Here is a 17,924-nt window from a genome sequence, read left to right as displayed (position 1 = left end):
CGAGCGAGAAACCCCCGAGGGCCTACCGGGTCCCCAGCCGGTCCAGGTGGTAGTGCACGCTCCTCATGGCCTGGTCGGGATCGCGTACGCCGAGCAGGATGTCGAAGGCGAGCCCCTCGATCATGGCGAGCAGCGCGATCGACTCGTGCTCGGCGTCCAGGTCGGGCCGCAGCTCGCCGGAGCGCTGGGCCTGGCCGATCAGTTCGGCGACCTTGTCGTGCAGCCAGTGGTATCCCTCCCGCAGGGGATCGGCCAGGTGGGGGGCGTCCGCGGCGCGGACGCCGAAGGCCTGGACGACGCGGCGTTCGGCCCGGCGGCGGGCGTCCAGCGGCAGCATCTCGGCGGCCATCAGCCGCAGGAAGGACCGCTCGGAGAAGGCGTCGCCGAGGTCGCCGAGCCCGGCCATGATCCGCGCGGTGACCTGCTCGCTCAGGTAGTCGATCACGTGCCGGAGCAGCTCGTCCTTGCTGGGGAAGTAGTGCTGCACGGCTCCGAGCGAGATGCCCGCCTCGACGGCGATGTCGCGCAGCGTGGCGCGATCCAGCCCGTGGCGGCCCGCGATGCGCAGCACGGCCTCGGCGATGTGCCGGTGCCGTTCGTCGTGGTCGACCTTCTTCGGCATGCCCTCCCCTTTTCCATACGTGCGTATTATAATACAGCGGTATGGCAACCGTCGCGTTCTTCGCCCCCGCCGCCGCCGGACACGTCAACCCCACGCTGGCCCTCGCCGCCGAGCTCGTACGGCGCGGCCACACGGTCACCTACGCCACCACCGCGGCCTACGCCGAGCGCGTCGCCGAGACCGGCGCCGAGGTCGTCCCGGTCACCTCCGCCTGGGACGGCCGCGACGACATCAGGGCGCCGCAGATGCACGGCAAGGAGCTCGTCCGCGCCATGGGCTTGCTGCTCGACGAGACGAGGGGGATGCTCGCGCAGCTGGGCGGGGGCCCGCGGCCCGACCTGGTGATCCACGACGGGCCGATGTGCTGGTGGGGCCGGATCCTGGCCGGGCGGTGGCGGGTGCCCGCGGTGGAGACCTGGCCCAACCTGGTCAGCAACGCGCACTGGTCGATGGCCACCGAGTACACGACGTTCAACCCGCTGAGCCCGCGCTTCCTGCTCATGGCCGTCCGGCTGGGCCGCTTCCTGAAGACGGAGGGGTTCGGTGACGTGCAGGCGTTCACGCGGGGCGACGGGGCCGCGCTCAGGCTGGTGACGCTGCCGCGCGCCTTCCAGTACGCGGGCGAGACCTTCACCGACGGGTACGCCTTCGTCGGCCCCGGCATCTCCGAGCGCGCCTACCAGGGTGACTGGCGGCCCTCCGGTAATCTCCCGGTGGCGCTGGTCTCGCTGGGCACCGGCTACAACGACCGGCCCGACTTCTACCGCACCGTGCTGCGCGCGGCGGCGGACCGGCCCTGGCAGGTCGTGCTCGCGGTGGGGGAGATGGACCCCAAGACGCTGGGGCCGGTGCCGCCCAACGTGGAGGTGCACCGGCACGCGCCGCAGCTGGCCGTGCTGCGGCACGCGCGGGCGTTCGTCACGCACGCCGGGATGGGCAGCACGATGGAGAGCCTGCACTTCGAGGTGCCGATGGTGGCGGTGCCGCAGATGGCCGAGCAGCGGGCCAACGCCGACCGCGTCGCCGAGCTGGGCCTGGGCACGGTGCTGCCGCCGGGCGAGGTCGCCCCCGGCGCGCTGTGGCGGGCCGTCGAGGAGGTGGCCCGTGACGAGCGCGTCCGCGAGCGGCTGGCGTGGATGCGGCGGGAGATGACCGCCGCGGGCGGGGCTCCGGCGGCGGCGGACGCGGTCGAGAGGATCCTCGATCGCCAGTGACGCTGCCCCCGCGGCCCGCCCCCGCGGGGGCGGCGACTCCGGCCTCAGGACGGGGCGATGACGCAGAACTCGTTACCCGCCGGGTCGGTCATGACCGTCCACGGCACGTCACCTTGGCCCACGTCGGTGAGCGTCGCGCCGAGGGCCTCCAGCCGGGCCACCTCCGCCGCCTTGTCGTCACCGGGGTACGGCAGCAGGTCGAGATGGACGCGGGTCCGCACGTTCTCCCCGTCGGGCGTGCGCAGGAACTCCAGGTAGGGCCCGACGCCCTTGGCGGAACGCAGCAGCGCGTGATCGTCGGTCACCTCGTGGAGGGTCCAGTCGATCGCCTCGCCCCAGAACCGGGCCATGGCCCGCGGGTCGGCGCAGTCGACGATCACCGCGGCGATCGGCCCGGTGTCCCGGTGGACCTCCCGGGGCTCCAGCACGCAGAACACGTTGCCCTCCGGGTCGGCCATGACCGTCCACGGCACGTCGCCCTGGCCCACGTCGGCGGGCGTCGCGCCGAGACCCTTCAGGCGCGCGACCAACTCCGCCTGGTGGGCCGCGGAGGTGGTGGCGAGATCGAGGTGCACGCGGTACCTCACCGTCTCGGGGTCCGGGACGGTGACGACGTCGACGCAGACGGCGGCGGGGTCCGGCCAGGTGAAACCCACGGGTTCGACGTTGGTCACCCCGGGTCCCTCGCTGGAGACGCCCCAGCCGAGCGCCTCCGCCCAGAACCGGCCGAGCGCCGAGTCGTCCCGAGCCTTGAAGTTCACCTGAACGAGTCGCAGCGCCATGCCGCCAACCCTATGCCCACCGGACGAACCAGGATGAACCACCTATCTCCGGCTCGCCCGGCCCCCGCCCGGCTCTCCGCCGCGCCGGTCCGGCCGGGGCGGGACACGGGCCGTACCGCGTCCTGCCCCGGCGGAGAGCATCGGACCTACTGACCCGGCGGCATCAGGACGAATGAGAAATCCAGTCTCGTCCTGCGGTTCGGCGGGATATCGATCTTGACTCTGCGGGCGACCTCGTTGCGGCTGAGGCCCAGGCCGTGGGCGATGAGCCAGTCGGGACGCACCGGTACGGGATCGTCGAAGGTGACCGTGATCCGCAGGGGCCACGGATCCTCGGGAACGGGAGGCGCGTGCAGTTCCCAGCGCCCGTCCCAGTCGAGCGCGAACCGGTTGCGCCGGGCGGTCGACGGGTCCAGGAGGGTGTCCGCGACCAGGGAGCGCGAGTTCGCCGAGTAACCGGCCAGGAGGCCGGCGGGCAGCGAGCGGACCGGGACGCGGTCGTGGACGGTGAGCTTGCGGGTCCGGTCACAGGAAACGCAGTTGACCAGGAGCCAGACGTCGAGGAGTTTGCCGTTGGCGTTGACGCGGAAGGCGCCGTCGCCGACGGTGGCGCGGCCCGAGGGGCAGGCCACGCAACGGAGGGCGAGCAGGGGCAGGCGGGTGCGTCGCACCGCCCAGGGCAGCACGATATGAGGATGTGAAGACATGATCTCTCTGAAGACCTGACGAAGAGCGCGAAGAGCGCGAAGAGCGCGAAGAGCGCGAAGAGCGCGAAGAGCGCGAAGAGCGCGAAGAGCGCGAAGAGCGCGAAGAGCGCGAAGAACAGAGCCGACGGCGACGTCGGCGACCGGTGCGCGGAGAAGGTGTCAGGTCTGAAGAGCGGGCGGCGTCATGCGCGCGAGGTCCTCACATGGGGGTCGTGTGCCGGTGCGGGCCGATCAGGCCGATCAGCTCAGGCGGGCTCGCAGGAGACAGAACTCGTTGCCTTCGGGATCGGCCAGGCAGTGCCAGGACTCCTCGCCGGTCTGGCCGACGTCGGCCGGGCGCGCCCCGAGCCTCAGGAGGCGTTCGAGCTCGGCGTCCTGGTCGCGGTCGGTGGCGTTGACGTCGAAGTGCAGCCGCAGCTTGCCCGCCTTGGGCTCGGTGGTGGGGCTGAGGATCAGCGTCGGCTGCGGGCCGCCGAACCCCTCCGGTGGCCCGATCTCCACCGCGCCGTCGTCGCCGGTGTCGAGCACGACGAAGTCCAGCGCCTCGCACCAGAACGCCGCCAGCCGTTGCGGGTCCCGGCAGGGGATCACCAGTTCGGAGATGCGACAAGCCATGATCGGCACCCTACCGGGCGTCGACCGTGCGCGGCCATCGCTTAAACGGCGCAGGTCCGCGGCGTGGCGGGACCCCGGTCCTTCGGTGAAACCACGTCGCGGCGCGGACGGCCCGGCCTCAGGGCTCGCGGGCGCGGAGGTAGGCGTCCAGGTCCGCGGCGCCCCCGAGCATGGCGCGGCCCCGGGCGGACAGGCGGGTGTGCCAGTCGCGCAGGGTCGCCTCCAGCGGGGCGACGCCTCCGGCGGAGCGGACCTGGGCGATCAGCGGGGCGATCCGCTCCAGCGGGTAGCCGCCCCGCCTGAGCTGGTGGGCCAGCCGGACGTCCCGTACGTCGGCCGCGCTGTAGACCCGGTAGCCCGTCCGCGGGTCGCGGTGCGGCCGGACCAGCCCGGCGTTCTCCCATTTGCGCAGGGTGGCGGGGCGGACGCCGAGCCTCCTGGCCAGCGGGCCGATGAAGGTGTCGCCGCGCTCCTGCGGCACGGGCGCCAGATCGCGGAGCGCGGCCTCGACGGCCTGGAGGGTGCGGCGGTCGTCGAGGAGCTGGCCGTGGCTCTCGTCGACGAGCAGCAGCGCCTCCTCGACGGCGCCCCGGTTGACCGCCTGCATGATCGCGGTGGCCGTGCGGTGACCGTGCCCGGGGACGAGGGCGAGGAACGCGCCCAGGGCTCGCGCGTGCAGCGGCGTGTAGGCGCGGTAGCCGTGGACGGTGCGCGCGGCGGCGGGCAGGATGCCGGCGTCCTCGTAGTTTCTGACCGCCTGGGTGGACAGGCCGTGCTCGCGCGCCAGGTCCACTGGCCTCATGGATGCACCACCGTTTGAAGGTTCGTCGCGACGGAAGCGGGGGTTGCTGGGGATTCGCGGGAAAAGTTTACACCGAATGTTCAACGATACCGTTGAAGGCATGGATATCAAGGACACGGCCCGGCCGCTCGACGGCGCGGGCGTCTCGGCGTTCCTGCGGTCGCTTCCCGCCGAGCCGCTGCTGCTCGGCTTGGGCGAGGCCAGGCACTTCGTGGGGGAGCTGGGCGAGGTGCGCAACGAGATCTTCCGGCATCTGGTCGAGCGGGAGGGCTACCGGTCGTTCGCCATCGAGAGCGACTGTCTCATGGGCCTCGTGGTCGACGAGTACGTCACGACGGGCGCGGGCACGCTCGACGAGGTCATGGAACGCGGCTTCAGCCACGGCTTCGGCGCGCTCCCGGCCAACCGCGAGCTCGTGCGCTGGATGCGGGCCTACAACGAGGAGCACGAGGAAAGGCTGCGGTTCTTCGGGTTCGACGGCCCGCTGGAGTACTGGGCGGCGAGCCCGCGCCAGGCGCTCACCGCCCTGCACGCCCTCCTCGACGGCCCGCTGCCCTGCACCGGGGAGACCCTCGACGCGCTGCTGGGCCCGGACGAGCGATGGGCGAACGAGGCCGCGGCCATGGATCCGGCACAGTCGATCGGCCGCTCCGCCGACGCCCAGCGGCTGCGGCTGATCGCCGACGACCTGGTGGCGCTGCTCGAGACGCAGGTGCCCCGGCTGAGCGCGCAGGACAGGGAGCGGGCGGCACTGTACGCGCGCACCGCCACCGGCCTGCTCCGCTACCACCACTGGATGGCCGACGACTCCCCGGTGCGGTGGGCCCGGCTGTCGGCCCTGCGGGACGCGATGATGGCCGCCAACCTGCGTGCCGTCGCCGAGCGCGGCCCGGCCCTGGTCTTCGCCCACAACCTCCACCTGCAGCGGGGCAAGAGCCTCATGCCGTTCGGTGAGCAGCGGTTGGAGTGGTGGGGCGCGGGGGCGGTCGCCGAGGCCTACCTGGGCGACCGGTACGCCTTCCTGGCCTCGGTCCTTGGCACGACCGGCGAGGACGTCCCGCCCCCGGACACCATCGAGGGAATCCTGTCCACGCTTCCGTGGGAGCACTCGCTCGTCGACGCCCGCCGCCTGGCCGAGGCGGTCACGGAGCCCGCCCCGCGCGTCTCCCGGGATTTCGCCTACTTCCCGCTGGACCCGGCCCGGCTCGGCACGATCGACGGTCTCGTCTTCCTCAAACAGGCCGTCAGGCTGGGCTGACGGGCGCGTACGTGCCGGATCGGGTGGGGTCAGCGGCGGCGGGCCGTGACGATCCAGGCACGCGAGTCGAAGTACACGCCGCCGCCGGTGTCGCGGGCGGCGAGGGTGGCGCGCAGCCGCGCGCGTGCCCGCTCGGCCGCCGTGGTGCCGAGGCCGTCGAGCAGGTCCCCGTACCCCTGCAGGCGGAGCACGTTGTCGAAGGCGGAGGCGGTGTCCGGGCCGTAGAAGACGGGCTCGTGCACGTCGGTGAAGTCGACGTGCGTGAAGCCCGCCGCCGTCAGGACGTCTCGCGTGACGGCCGGGTCGGCGAGGGAGAACGGGTCCGGGCCGGCGGTGGGCGGGGCGGGCGCGGCCGTCGCGGGGGTGAGGCTCCGGCGGATCGCGGAGGCCCATTCGTTGAGGTCGCGCCCCTGCCAGACCAGCAGCACGAGGCGCGCTCCGGGGCGCAGGGCGCGCCCGATGTTGGTGAACGCGGCGACCGGGTCGGCGAAGAACATCGTTCCGAACCTGCTGATGCAGAGGTCGAAACTCGCGGAGGGGAAGCGGTGGACCTGGGCGTCCGCCCGCAGGTAGGTGATGTTGGGCAGGCCCTGGTCCTCACCGAGCCTGCGGGCCTGTTCGAGCATCGGCGCGGAGAGGTCGACGCCCACCACGCTTCCGTTGACGGCGGCGCAGGCGGCTTCGCGCGTGGTCTGCCCGGTGCCGCAGCCGATGTCGAGCACCCGGTCGCGCGGGCCGACGCGGGCGGCGGCGCGGAAGAGCTCGTTGTGCGGGCGCAACTCCGCGTCGTAGTCGAACAGGCCGGTCCGCCCGGTCCCGTGCTCGCCCGCGTCCGGTCCGGAGTCCGGCCACGTCCCGGTGTCTCTCTGGTCGGACGTCACCGTCACCGGATCCTCTCGATACCGCTTCGACATGTCGGCCGGTCCTTTCGGCTCGTCGTCACCCGGAAGGCCGGGAGCAGGCACGTCTTGCCCGCAGTTCGGCCTCCGGGTTTTCACCGGCGCATCGCTGGTCGCCGTCATACCGGCCACGCTAGGGGCTGAGGATCATCGTGAAAAGCGATTGTTCCAGATCAACATGATCGCCGAGAGCGATGACTGAAGGTACGCTGGGACCCGTGAGCGATCTCGAACTGAGGCACCTGGCCGCGATGGCCGCCGTCGTCGAGGAGGGCTCGTTCGGCCGGGCGGCGGCCCGCCTCGGCTACACCCAGTCGACCGTGAGCCAGCAGATCGCCGCGCTGGAGAGGTCCGTCGGCGGCCCGGTCTTCGACCGGCCGGGCGGGCCCAGGGCGGTACGGATCACACCGCTCGGCGCCGTCGTCCTCGAACACGGACGCGAGCTGCTGGCGAAGGCGGCGGCCCTGGCCGAGGCCGTGGACCGGTTCCGGGCCGGCGACGGCCGGATCGACATCGGCACCTTCCAGAGCGTGTCCACGGTGATCCTGCCGGTCGTCGTGCGCCGGCTGCGCGACGAGCACCCCGGCTGCGACATCCGGCTGTCGGAGGAGGAGCCGGAGGCGCCGCGGATCGGCGATCTCGACCTGCTGTTCTACGACGGCCCCCTGGACGGCGACGTCGAGCATGTCAAGCTGCTCGACGATCCGTACCTGCTGGTGGCCAGGCGCGGCACCTTCTCCGGGCGTTCCGTCCCGCTGGACCGGCTCGACGGCGCGCCGCTGGTGGCCTGGCCGTCGACCTGCGACCAGCCCCGGATGGAGGAGGCGTTCGCCCGCGCCGGCGCGAACCCGAAGATCGTCTTCCGTACGGCGGGCAACGAGACGCTGCTGTCGATGGTGCGGGCCGGGATGGGATCGGCGGTGCTGCCGTGGCTCGCCGTCCACGCCGCCGACGCGAGGTCCGACGACCGGCTCCGCGTCCACGAGCTGCGACCGGCCGTCCCCCCGCGCGAGATCTGCCTGCACTGGCGGGCCGGCCGTACGCACTCGCCCCTGGCGGCGCGGGCGATCGAGATCGCCGTGGAGGTCGCGGCGGGCCTGGCCGACGAGCTGGCCCTGACGTACTCCGGCCCGGCCAGCTGAGCTGGGGGAGCGCGGCAGGCGGCCTCGCGCCACCGCTCGACCCGTGTGCGTGGGCGTCCGGACAGGCCTGGATGCCGGACAGGCTTGGATGAGCGGGGCCGCAGCTCGCCGGGGGCAGGGCGGGATCGCGGTGGTGGCCCGCGTGACCGGCGCGGGCGGTCGCTACGCCCGCTCCACGATCACCACTGGGATGTCCCTGCCGGTCTGCCGCTGGTAGTCCGCGTAGGAAGGCATGATCGAGACCATCAGCAGCCAGAGCGGCGGCTTCTCCTCCGCCGTGGCGACACGGGCCCGCGCGGCGAACCTCTCCGTGCCGACCTGCACCGTGACCTCGGGGTCGTCCAGCAGGTTGAGGTACCAGGCCGGGTGCTTCGGCGCACCGCCGTTGGACGCGGCCAGCACGAGGCGATCACCGTCCCGCCCGTAGACGAGTGCCGTGCGGCGCAACTTGCCCGACTTCCGGCCGCGGGTCGTCAGCAGCAGGTCGTTCATGCCCGGACGCGCCTGGCCGCCGGTTTCGAGGAAACCACGGATGTGCCGGGCGACCCAGGGATTCGGGCTGTCATGGACGTCTTCACCGGCTCGGCCGTCCATCACCCCTCTTCGACGCCGAGACGCGTGCGGTGGCGCCCTGAGGCGCCGAAGTCGGCGTAGGGGATGCGGCCTGCCGCGTCCGCGCGCCCGGCCAGGCCACCAGCCCCGAAGATCCTGACATCGCTCATCGGATCACCCTTCTCACCAGGGCTGGGCTTGGGCTCCAGCCTGTGGCCCGGACGCTATCTGGGGCGGTGGTTACCGAGGGGATACCGGATATCGTGACGCCATGGACGAACCGCTGGCCCCCGACATGTTCGACGAGCTCTGCCCGTCCGCGCTCTCACCGATCCGGTTCGGCGACAAGTGGGCGGGGATGATCGTCCGCTGTCTTGAGCACGGCCCGCGGCGGTTCTCCGAACTGCGGATCCCCCTGCGCGGCATCACCGCGAAGGTGCTCACGCAGTCGCTCCGGGGGCTCGAGCGGGACGGCCTCGTCTCGCGTACCGTCCACGACGAGGCCGTGCGGCGGGTCGAGTACGAGCTGACCCCGCTCGGCCGCAGCCTGCTGGGACCGATGGCGGTCGCGTGCGCCTGGGCGGAGAGGCACTGGGACGAGCTGCTCGACGCCCGCGAGGCCTACGAGACCCCTGCCTCCGGGGTCGGCCGCGCCTGCTGAGCCCCGTGTCCGCGACTTCGCCACGTGGCCTCCGGCCGCGACCGGCGGACGCGCTCGTCCAGACGCACACGCGGGTCAAGCCACCGGCGAGCGCAGCCCCCGCCCGCTCCGGCCCGTCGGCGACCATCCGGCGCGACCCCGTCCCTGCGAGTCCGGATCGACTCGACCAGAGGACTCGGGTCGTTCTCGGATCGGGTGAGAGCGGGGCAGCGCGGTGTCCCGATCTCCTTGATCACGCAGGTGCGGAAAACCCGCAGAACGCCCCGCTTCTCGTCGATAAGGTGCACCTGTGGACACTCTGGAAAGCCTCGTCATCGCCAGGCGGCTTCGAGTCCCCGTCGACGCCCCCGCGGCCTCTGTCCCTGGCTGGGGAGAGGTGGCCGCCCGCCAGCTCGACGCCGTGCTGCTGAGTGTCGGCTTCAAGTGTTCGGCGGCCTTGCTCGAACGCCTGGCCGGGCTGCCGGGGGAGACGGTGGTCGATCTCGGCGTGCGGGTCCTGGCGGCCGTCCGCCAGCTCGTTGGTGATCATGTCCAGCACAACGTGTACTTCGTCGACTTCCCGAAGAACGTGCCCGACACCGTGGAGTTCTGGGCCGGGCTGCTTCGTCAGGCCATGCTCGACCCGGTCGCCGCGGCCTCCGTCCGGCAGTCACCGGCGCTCGACCTGCTCGCGCTGCCCGGCTACGGCCGCTACCGGCACACCTACGCCGACCTGCTGGCCGCGCACGCCGAGCTGATTCCGCTGGCCGGCGACCGGGTGACCGTGCTGGAGCCGGGCGCGAGCCTGGAGGCGGAGGCGCGTGAGCTGTATTTCTCGCTGGCGGGCTCGGAGGTGCCGCTGCCGGCCGAGGACCTGACGGCGCTGCGGTCGCTGGCCGCGTTCTGCGCCGAGGAGCCCGAACGCGTCCCGATGCGTGAGAACCGCGCCGTCGTCAACGAGGCGCGCCTGGCCGCGGGCCGCCCGCTGCTCGTGGACACGGTGACCGACGTGCTGCGGCTCGCCTGCGGGTGCTCGGGCGGTGACGTCACGCTGGCCGTCCCCACGAAATTCCGCTCGTTCTCCCGGGCCGAGCGCCGGGCTCTGCTGCGGGCCCTGGACGAGGTCGCCTCCCCGGCCAGGCTCGGCGACGTCTCTCGATACCGGGAGCGGTGGAAGCGGCTCGGCGAGCGGCTCCACCCCGGCGAGTATGCGCAGTTCCCGCGCGCCGCGCACGTCTTCGAGGTCGCCCGGGGCGTACGCCGGGCGCGCGGCCTCGACAGCGGGGTGGAGGTGGCGCTGTCGGCCGGCCGCACCGGTGAGGCGGTCGAACTGCTGGAGAAGGCGCCCGGCGCGCTGCTGCGCCGGCTCGACCACCTGCTGCGGACCGGCACTTCGGCCTCGGCGGTGCTGGAGGCCGCCGAGAGGGCGGCGGCGGGCGCCTCGGGCCGGGTCCTGCTGTCGTTGCGCGAGCACCTGCAGAACCGGCTCACCCCCGAGGCCGGGCGGGTCTTCGCCAACCGGCACGGCAGGGCGTGGGCGACGGACGACGCCCGCTCCCCGATCGAGGAGGACGTCGTGTCGCGGGCGGTGGCCATCCTGGACGAGGAGATCACCCGCAGGCTTCCCGACCCCGGCACGCTGATCGTCGACCCCGAGGCGCTCGACATCGCCCTGCCTCTGTCGGCCAAGGCCGTCGCGCCCGGGCTGGGCATGCTGCCGCGCGGCTCGCTGTCGGCGGTGGACGGGGAGCTGTTGCGGTTCTTCGTCCACTGGCGGCAGGCCGAGCGGCGCACCGACTACGACCTGTCGGCCCTGATGCTGGACGCCTCCTACGGCAATCCCCAGCACATCTCGTGGACGAGCTACCACAACGCCTTCGCGCAGTACTCCAGCGACCTCGTCGACGCCGCCGAGGGCGCGAGCGAGTTCATCGACATCCGCCTCGCGCAGGCGAAGCGGTCGATCATCCTCCCGCAGGTGAACATCTACGCCGGTGAGGCGTTCGACAAGGCCGCCGAGGCGTTCTTCGGCTACATGACCAGGGACGCCGAGCAGGAGGGCATGCCGTTCGAGCCGCGCACCGTGCGGATGAAGTCCGACCTGCGCGGCGCGGGGCGGGTCGCCCTGCCGCTGGTCTTCCTGCGTGGCGACGACGGTGCCTGGCGGGTGAAGTGGCTGCACCTCTATCTGAGGGGGCACCCCGGCTTCAACCAGGTGGAGGGCAACCGCGTCACCGCCTCCCTCCTGGTGCGCTCGATCGTCGAACGCGACCACCTGCGCGTCCGCCATCTGGCCGACCTGCTGCGGCGCAGGGACTCGCAGGGCGAGCACACCACCTACATCGGCTTGCGGGCACCGGCCGATCTGCCGGAGGGCGCGCGGGTGTACACGCCCGGGACGCTGCACGAGCTGATCCCCGCCTGATAACGTGGGGTTCGCGAGGCCATGGGAGGGCTTCCTTCTCACTTTCCTTAAAAGAATCTCTAGCCTTCCCGCCTTCCTCGCGCTCCGGCCGTACGGCCACTCGCCGAGCTTTCCGCCTACCTGGATCGAAGCCCGGGCAGGCTCCGGGTCACCGCGCCGCGTGGCGGCGCCGCCCTCGTCTCAGGGGATTCCTCCCAGGGGATTCCCGGGATCGGGCCTCGTGTCGCTCACTCCTTCAGGCCCCCGTTGAAAAGCGCCGTGATGTGCAGGCTCCAGCCGCGTACCCGGCGCAGGTGATACCGCTCCACCACCCCCCGCGTCCACCGCGGCGACGCCATGCCCAAAGTGACGGCGACCAGCCCGCGCAACCCTCGTTCGTCGGCCGCTTTGAGAAGCGTGAGCGCGGCCAGCCTGCGCACCCGATGTTCGATCGTGCGGTCCATCATGAGCTCGTCCTGCGCCGCGAGCCCTTCCGCGGGCACATGCGCGCACAGCAGGGTGGCGGCCTGGTAACGGTGGTAGGGATGAACGGACCGGTCGGCGAAGATCAACCGTGCCAGGCCCGCGGCGGCGCCGGGCCGTATCCTCTCCACCTCCCGCAGCACCTGCAGCCGCTCGTAATCCCCCAACTCCGGATCACCCGTCAGTGACTCCAGCAGGTCGGCCCCCGCGTCCTCATCCAGAGGCAGCAGCGCCCGCGCGCCCGACAACCGGACCGCGGCGGGAACGCCCGGCTCGGCGATCAGGCGCCGCAGCCGGTCGGTGTTCTCACCCGCGGCCATCAGCCGCAGGCAGGCCTGCAACCTGGCCCCGTGCTCGACGTCCGCGTCCTCGCTCATCCGGCGCAGCAGCTCCACCGAAGGCTCGGGCATCTTGTCCATCGCCCATATCCGTTCGCGTGCCGGAAGCTCGTCGTCGGTGACCATGGTGCGCAGCACCTCCTCGCCCAGCAGCCCGGGACGGTAGGAGGCCAGCCACAACAACCCGCCGCGCGTCGCGGCCGCCGCCGAGCGGTCCTGGGCCAGTTCCGCCAGCGCCGCGCGCAGAGCGGGCCGATCGGCCTTCAACACCTTCTCAGCCAGCTGACCGCGAGCGGCGTTCTCCTGCTCGGGATCGCCGACGGCCGCCATGAGCAGCTCGTCGCTCACCTCGTGCCCTTCATCCAGCAGCAGGCCGATGGCCCTGACCCGGTCGGGGTGCCCGGCGCTGTGCGCCCACCGCCACAAGGTCTCGACGCCCGCCACGGCTCCGCCTCTCGCCAGTCGGTAGGCGACGGCGAAGCCGTTCTCGCCCGCCAGCGCCCGGGAGATCCATGCTTGAGCCTCCTGCTCGTCGGCCAGCGCGATCGCGACCGTGAGCCCGTCCTCGTCCATGTAGGAGCCGTCACGCAGCAGTGTCCGTCCCAGCTCCCGGCCCGCGGCCGCATCCAGCTCGCACACCGCCGCCCAGGCCCGCTGTCTGTGGTTCTTCACCGCGGGGTCCAACGCGATCGCGCGCAGGGACGCCAGGCGCTCGTGCTCGGGCAGCCGCCCGGCCGCCGCCCATCTGACGTCGGCCTCTCCGTCCTCTGCCGCGATCTTGCGCAGCAGCGCGACATCGGTCAGCCGGTCCACGGCGTCGAGCCGGGTGTGCCTGTCGGAGACCGACACGACGATCGCCGCCAGCGCCCGCTGGTCGCACCGCTCGTCGCGCATGACCTGCCGAGCGAGCTTCTCGCGGGTCTGCCGCACGCCGCGTCTCGTCAGCAGCGCCACCAGCTCGGGGTAGACCTCCCCGTGCCCGAGCGTGTAGAGGTCGGACAGCGCCTGGGCCCGGATGTCGTGCTGCCCGTGCGTCTCCCGGGCCAGCGCGCGCAGCTCGCCGGCCACCTCGTGCCCGGCGTGTCGCAGGCCGTCCAGCGCCTGGTAGCGCAGCGCCGGCCGCAGCTCGGGCAAAATCGCGCGCAGCCGTGCCGCCGCCTCCTCGTCGCCGAGACGGAGGGCGTCGCGTGCGGCTCTCACCCGCGTCCGGGGCGAGAGCGCGCGGTCGTCGATCATCGCACGCAACGCGCGCGCACCCGTCTCCTCGCCACCGGCCGCCAGCGCCAGCACGATGTCGTAGTGGAGCTTGCGCCGCAGGCCGGGCGCGTTGACGTGCCGGCGCAGCATGGTCTGCGAGACGGGGTCCTTCCCGGGACCGAAATCCGAACGGTACTGCGGCCTGCTGTTACCGAGGAGGTCGAAATTCAGCTCGTATCGACGGGCCAGCGTCACCATCCGGCCGAACGGGTCGCCCCGTGCCGCCAGGTCCTGCAGCGCCCAGGCCCCCGCGCCGTGCTGCGACAGGTCGCCGCGGCAGACCAGCGTGCGCAGCACCAGGCCCGCGTCGGCCGGGTCGTGGTCGGCCAGCGTGATGGCGGCGGCCACCCGCGCCCATCCCTCTCCCGAGGTGTCCAGCGCCAGCTCGGCCAGCGTGGTGCGCACGCGGGGTTCCTCGATCAGCTCGGTCAGCAGCCGCAGCGAGGAGCCCGCGCTCACGCTCTGCGCGGCCAGGTCACCGGCGAGTGCCTCGATCACCTGCCGCCGCGTTTGCGGGCCGACCTCGAAGCCGTCGATCAGCATCTCTCCCGCGGCCACCGGGTCGCCGAGCAGCCGCAGCACCAGCGGCTCGGCGGGGCGGCCCGAGCGGCCCAGGGTGAACATGGCCAGGCTGCGGGTGGCCGGGTTGGCCATGTCGGCCAGCCAGCCCTTTTCGTCGAAGACGCGGGCCTTCGGCCCGGCGGCCAGGTATTCGGCGAAGCTCTGGTGCGCGAAGCGCAGCCGGTCGCCGTCGATCGTCAGCAGCCCGGTGCGGGTGAGCCACTGGCGTACCTGCTCGGGTCGCCGATCGGCCGGTGCCCGGCGCATCGCCTCGCCCAGCAGGTCGGGGTCATCGCCGCCGAGCTGCGCGAGGGCCAGCGCCTCCAGGAGCTCGTCGGCGTGGGGCTCCATCGTCTCGTCGGCCGGTCCGCGGCCGTGGCGCAGGTGGCGCAGGAACAGCTCGTACAGGCCGGTGCGGCTGAGCGGAAGGTCGGCGGTGTCGTCGGCGTCCACGACGAAGGCGGCGAGGGTGGCCAGCAGCGGCACCCGCGCCAGGGCCGTCAGCCGGGAGGCGCCGACCAGCGCGCGGAAACGGCGTACCCTCGGCCCGACGTCGGCGCCGGCCTGCCCGCGGTGGCGGGCGGTGAACCAGCGCCGGGCGAACAGCTCCAGCTCCGCGGGCCCGAAACCACGCAGCCGGTACTCACCGGCCTGTTCGTCTCGCAGCTCGGCCAGCTCCGCCGAGCGCAGCGGGCGGGTGCAGACCAGCACCCGGTAGGGCTCGCCCGGCTCGGCCAGCAGCCGCCCCAGCCGCCACAGGATGCGCGAGCGCCGCTCCTGGTCGCTCACCTCGTCCAGGGCGTCGACCATCACCAGCCAGCGCGCCCCCGGCATCGGCGCCGCGGCGAACAGTCCGGTGGGCAACTCCAGCCCGAGCACCGTCTTGGCGGCCGCGGCCAGCACCGCGGCCAGGTCCAGGTCGTCGTCGAGCAGGTGGGCGGGCACCGCGATCGGCACCACCGGGCCCAGCGGCGCACGACGCGGATCGGAACGTTGGCGGGCCGGCAGCCACCAGCGGGCGCAGGCGGCCACGGCCTGCCGGACGAAGGTGGACTTGCCCTCGCCGGGCCCGGCCACCAGCAGGACGTGCCGGTGCAGGCCGAGCGCCTTGGTCACGGTGATGACCCGTTCGACCCGGTAGCGGCCGTCGCCGGCCTGGCGGGCGAGTTGTTCGACGTAGATGGCCGACAGCGAGGGGGCGTGCCGCATGCCGAGGAAGCGGTAGGGGTGCTCGGCCGACCACAGGTGCTGGGCTCGCAGCAGCGTGGCCAGGTCGCCGGTGACCAGCGGGCTCCGGCCCCAGAAGGTCAAGTCGGCCAGAACCAGCAGGGCGGCGGCGACGCTGAGCGCGAGCACCGGCCACGATGCCCCCGGCGCCAGCCACCCCGCCGCCCTGGCGGCGACGATCGCGCAGGCCGACGCGGCTGCCAGGAGCGCCGCCCCCAGGCGCAATCGGCGGCCGTACGGGTGCGGGTGGCGATCCGGGGCGCGCGGGGAGAGGTTCACGAGGAGGGCGGCGATGGCGGCCAGCGCGCCGATGATCGACGCGACTTTGTCGCCGATGTCGAGAAGGTCGCTCGCGGGCACGCCTCCATACTGCCTGTCAGGAGTGCCTGACGCTCAGTTCGCAAACTGTCATCGTTCGCCAGGACATCGGCGGTGTTACGCCGCCAGGCCGCGACCTGGGGATTGGCCTCCAGCAGGGCGGCTGTCCCGTCTCATTCAATCAGAGGCTTCCGGTGCCTCAGATTGAATGAGACGGGACACCTTTCCTCGCGTCCGGCAAATCATCCGGAGTTACCGAACGCAGGTATTAAACTTTTGTTAACCAGCGGTTGGTGTCCATTCCTGTGCCAGAAACATTTCGTAGCCGATGACTGCGGGAACATCGACATTCAGGTTTCCCGCCTCCGTCGTCAAGGTCTCTTCGACCGTGAGAAGGTCACCGGTGTCCCGACTGATGATGAGGACCCATCTTTTCGGCAGGGACAGGTCGGCGTCGAAGGCGATGGCGTGCCCGCTGCGTCCTGCCCGGTCGGTCACCTCACCGAGAAACCTTAGGTCGGGCTGTTCGGCCAGCACCCGCCACAATCCCGCTGCCAAAGCGGCGGGGACCACGTGATGGGAGTACAGCGTGCGGATCGCCTGGATCAGCCGGTAAGTCTGCGGCTGAGTGGTTCCGTCGCTTGCCTGGAGCAGTTGATCCCGTAGCCTACGCGGGGAGGCTGGCTGCAGATTCCACGGCCCGAGGTCGGAAGTCACCGGCATGCGCATATCCGACAAAGGAGCGGTGTTGGTCACCGCTGCGGCGCTGCGCCGGCCGCCGACTCGAAAAAGTTCTGGATCCCCTCGGCGCTCCAATCGTCGATATGACCCGCCCGCCGTGGTGGGGGACCACTGCTCAACGACCTTTGGCACGATAGCCGAGGTGCTCTCGCCGTCGGCGACCGAGACGTTGAGGTCCCATTCGTTGGTCGTGATGTGACTGAAGGCGGCGTTGGCGGGCCGCGGTGAGGTCGGCTGCCGGTCGGCGACCGCGGCGAGCGCGATCAGTACAGCACGTGCAGATGAAGTCGCTGGCATGGATGCTCCGCTCAGCCGGTAGTTCAGCATCGGGGGTGTCACACGTGGATTCGCCATGTTCACGTTATGAAGGGCCAAGGCTGCGATCCCTGTCACCGCACCGGCGCCAACCACGACGAAACGGCGCCGCGTCCATCGGGGTGCCGCGACCGGCGGCGCCGGCGTCGTCACCTCGGATACACCGACGAGGATGTGATGCAGCGCGGCCCTGCCCGCAGCATCATGGGCGGCCCCGACGAACTCATCGCTCGAGACCGGGTCAAGAGCGCCGAGCAGGCGCTTGATGTCATTGAATTCGCTGGTCACGACCGCCCCTCCGTTCGAGGGTTGACTGTGTGGGACTGCCCGAGCAGTCCTTGATCATTAAGGATTGTCAGGAAGCGCTGGCGGGCGCGATGGGCCCGAACGGCCATGGAGGCCGGCGTGCAGCCGACAACCACGGCGGCCTGACGAACGGTCAGTTCCTCCCACCCGATGAGCTGGAGTACTTCTTGGTCTTTGGGAGACAGCGACCGCAAGGCCTGCGCCAGCCCCAGCGGGCCGGTTACGTCGTCACTGAGATCTGCGACCACCACCGCCTCCATCCCCAAGGCCCCCGCGATGCGAGCAGCAAGGCGCCGGCCACGGCGTTCACGACGATGCTCGTTGGCCAGAACACGGCGAGCCACCCCATACAGCCACGGCAAGACGTCCTCGTCGGCCCGTGGCACCGCGGACAGTTTCCGCCAAGCGATCAAGAAGGTCTCAGCCGCAACATCCCGAGCGGTATCAGCGTCCACGCGCCTGGCCGCATACCGCAAGACATCCTCGTAGCACGCATCGAAGAGCTGAGTGAATCTGTTCACCGCCTCTTGCACAACTGGACCTTCCCGTTCGCCGCCAACACCTGTCTATGTCCGGCACCACCGACGCGATAACAGCGAACACTCATGTTCTGGTTCGTTGTCCAGCCGGTCACCGCAACGCCGTTACCAGAGGTGTCGATCACCAATACGGGACAGTTTCGAGACCACCTCGGGCATGTCGGCCTTTTGCGAGGTCCCGGGTAGTACCGGCAAAATTTTC

The 17,924-nt window shown here is 71.8% G+C and carries 16 protein-coding genes; 5 read left to right on the top strand and 11 right to left on the bottom strand.

What is annotated here, in order from left to right; genetic code table 11:
• Positions 1-22: 22 nt before the first annotated feature.
• Positions 23-622: a TetR/AcrR family transcriptional regulator gene (locus tag ABT053_RS37365; RefSeq protein WP_350975791.1), complete on the bottom strand. Its 600-nt coding sequence runs from the start codon at positions 620-622 to the stop codon at positions 23-25.
• A gap of 41 nt (positions 623-663) precedes the next feature.
• Here ABT053_RS37365 and ABT053_RS37360 point away from each other — a divergent pair, with 41 nt between their 5' ends.
• Positions 664-1,836 carry a macrolide family glycosyltransferase gene (locus ABT053_RS37360; protein WP_350975790.1) on the top strand — a complete coding sequence of 391 codons (1,173 nt, stop codon included), beginning with the start codon at positions 664-666 and terminating at the stop codon, positions 1,834-1,836.
• Positions 1,837-1,880: 44 nt separating this feature from the next.
• Here ABT053_RS37360 and ABT053_RS37355 read toward each other — a convergent pair whose 3' ends face one another.
• The 4 genes from ABT053_RS37355 to ABT053_RS37340 all read right to left on the bottom strand — a co-directional run bounded on the left by ABT053_RS37355 (position 1,881) and on the right by ABT053_RS37340 (position 4,742).
• The gene (locus tag ABT053_RS37355) at positions 1,881-2,618 is read right to left on the bottom strand and encodes a VOC family protein (protein ID WP_350975789.1); all 738 of its coding nucleotides are present in this window, start codon (positions 2,616-2,618) and stop codon (positions 1,881-1,883) included.
• Between the two features lie 146 nt (positions 2,619-2,764).
• Positions 2,765-3,304, bottom strand: a complete 540-nt coding sequence (locus tag ABT053_RS37350) for a DUF1062 domain-containing protein (RefSeq protein WP_350975787.1) — start codon at positions 3,302-3,304, stop codon at positions 2,765-2,767.
• Positions 3,305-3,565: 261 nt separating this feature from the next.
• A complete protein-coding gene (locus ABT053_RS37345; protein WP_350975786.1) occupies positions 3,566-3,940 on the bottom strand; it encodes a VOC family protein in 375 nt (124 codons plus the stop codon).
• Between the two features lie 118 nt (positions 3,941-4,058).
• Positions 4,059-4,742 (bottom strand): TioE family transcriptional regulator, encoded by a 684-nt coding sequence (locus ABT053_RS37340; protein WP_350975784.1) that lies wholly within the window; start codon positions 4,740-4,742, stop codon positions 4,059-4,061.
• A gap of 100 nt (positions 4,743-4,842) precedes the next feature.
• Between ABT053_RS37340 and ABT053_RS37335 the strand changes: the two genes are divergently transcribed.
• Positions 4,843-6,000, top strand: coding sequence for an erythromycin esterase family protein (locus ABT053_RS37335; protein ID WP_350975783.1), 1,158 nt, complete (start codon positions 4,843-4,845; stop codon positions 5,998-6,000).
• Positions 6,001-6,029: 29 nt separating this feature from the next.
• On the opposite strand, the gene ABT053_RS37330 is transcribed toward ABT053_RS37335, so the two are convergent.
• A complete protein-coding gene (locus ABT053_RS37330; protein WP_350975782.1) occupies positions 6,030-6,914 on the bottom strand; it encodes a class I SAM-dependent methyltransferase in 885 nt (294 codons plus the stop codon).
• Positions 6,915-7,117: 203 nt separating this feature from the next.
• Between ABT053_RS37330 and ABT053_RS37325 the strand changes: the two genes are divergently transcribed.
• Positions 7,118-8,041 (top strand): LysR family transcriptional regulator, encoded by a 924-nt coding sequence (locus ABT053_RS37325; RefSeq protein ID WP_350975781.1) that lies wholly within the window; start codon positions 7,118-7,120, stop codon positions 8,039-8,041.
• A 162-nt stretch (positions 8,042-8,203) separates the two neighbouring features.
• Here the strand turns inward: ABT053_RS37325 and ABT053_RS37320 are convergent, their stop codons facing one another.
• On the bottom strand, positions 8,204-8,635 hold the full coding sequence (locus ABT053_RS37320) for a nitroreductase family deazaflavin-dependent oxidoreductase (protein WP_350975779.1): 432 nt from the start codon (positions 8,633-8,635) through the stop codon (positions 8,204-8,206).
• Positions 8,635-8,763 (bottom strand): hypothetical protein, encoded by a 129-nt coding sequence (locus tag ABT053_RS37315; protein WP_350975777.1) that lies wholly within the window; start codon positions 8,761-8,763, stop codon positions 8,635-8,637. Before ABT053_RS37315 ends, ABT053_RS37320 begins: the two co-directional genes overlap by 1 nt.
• A gap of 101 nt (positions 8,764-8,864) precedes the next feature.
• On the opposite strand from ABT053_RS37315, the gene ABT053_RS37310 reads away from it, so the two are divergent.
• Positions 8,865-9,254 (top strand): winged helix-turn-helix transcriptional regulator, encoded by a 390-nt coding sequence (locus tag ABT053_RS37310; protein ID WP_350975775.1) that lies wholly within the window; start codon positions 8,865-8,867, stop codon positions 9,252-9,254.
• Positions 9,255-9,543: 289 nt separating this feature from the next.
• Positions 9,544-11,658: a TerD family protein gene (locus tag ABT053_RS37305; protein ID WP_350975773.1), complete on the top strand. Its 2,115-nt coding sequence runs from the start codon at positions 9,544-9,546 to the stop codon at positions 11,656-11,658.
• A 227-nt stretch (positions 11,659-11,885) separates the two neighbouring features.
• Here ABT053_RS37305 and ABT053_RS37300 read toward each other — a convergent pair whose 3' ends face one another.
• The 3 genes from ABT053_RS37300 to ABT053_RS37290 all read right to left on the bottom strand — a co-directional run bounded on the left by ABT053_RS37300 (position 11,886) and on the right by ABT053_RS37290 (position 17,716).
• On the bottom strand, positions 11,886-15,863 hold the full coding sequence (locus ABT053_RS37300) for a hypothetical protein (protein WP_350975771.1): 3,978 nt from the start codon (positions 15,861-15,863) through the stop codon (positions 11,886-11,888).
• 237 nt (positions 15,864-16,100) lie between these two features.
• A complete protein-coding gene (locus ABT053_RS37295; RefSeq protein WP_350975769.1) occupies positions 16,101-17,165 on the bottom strand; it encodes a CU044_5270 family protein in 1,065 nt (354 codons plus the stop codon).
• Positions 17,162-17,716, bottom strand: a complete 555-nt coding sequence (locus ABT053_RS37290; RefSeq protein WP_350975767.1) for an RNA polymerase sigma factor — start codon at positions 17,714-17,716, stop codon at positions 17,162-17,164. Before ABT053_RS37290 ends, ABT053_RS37295 begins: the two co-directional genes overlap by 4 nt.
• Between the last annotated feature and the right edge of the window lie 208 nt (positions 17,717-17,924).

It is taken from the genome of Streptosporangium sp. NPDC002524 (assembly GCF_040295985.1).
Classification (GTDB): Bacteria; Actinomycetota; Actinomycetes; order Streptosporangiales; family Streptosporangiaceae; genus Streptosporangium.
This window is presented reverse-complemented; position numbering and strand designations above follow the sequence as displayed.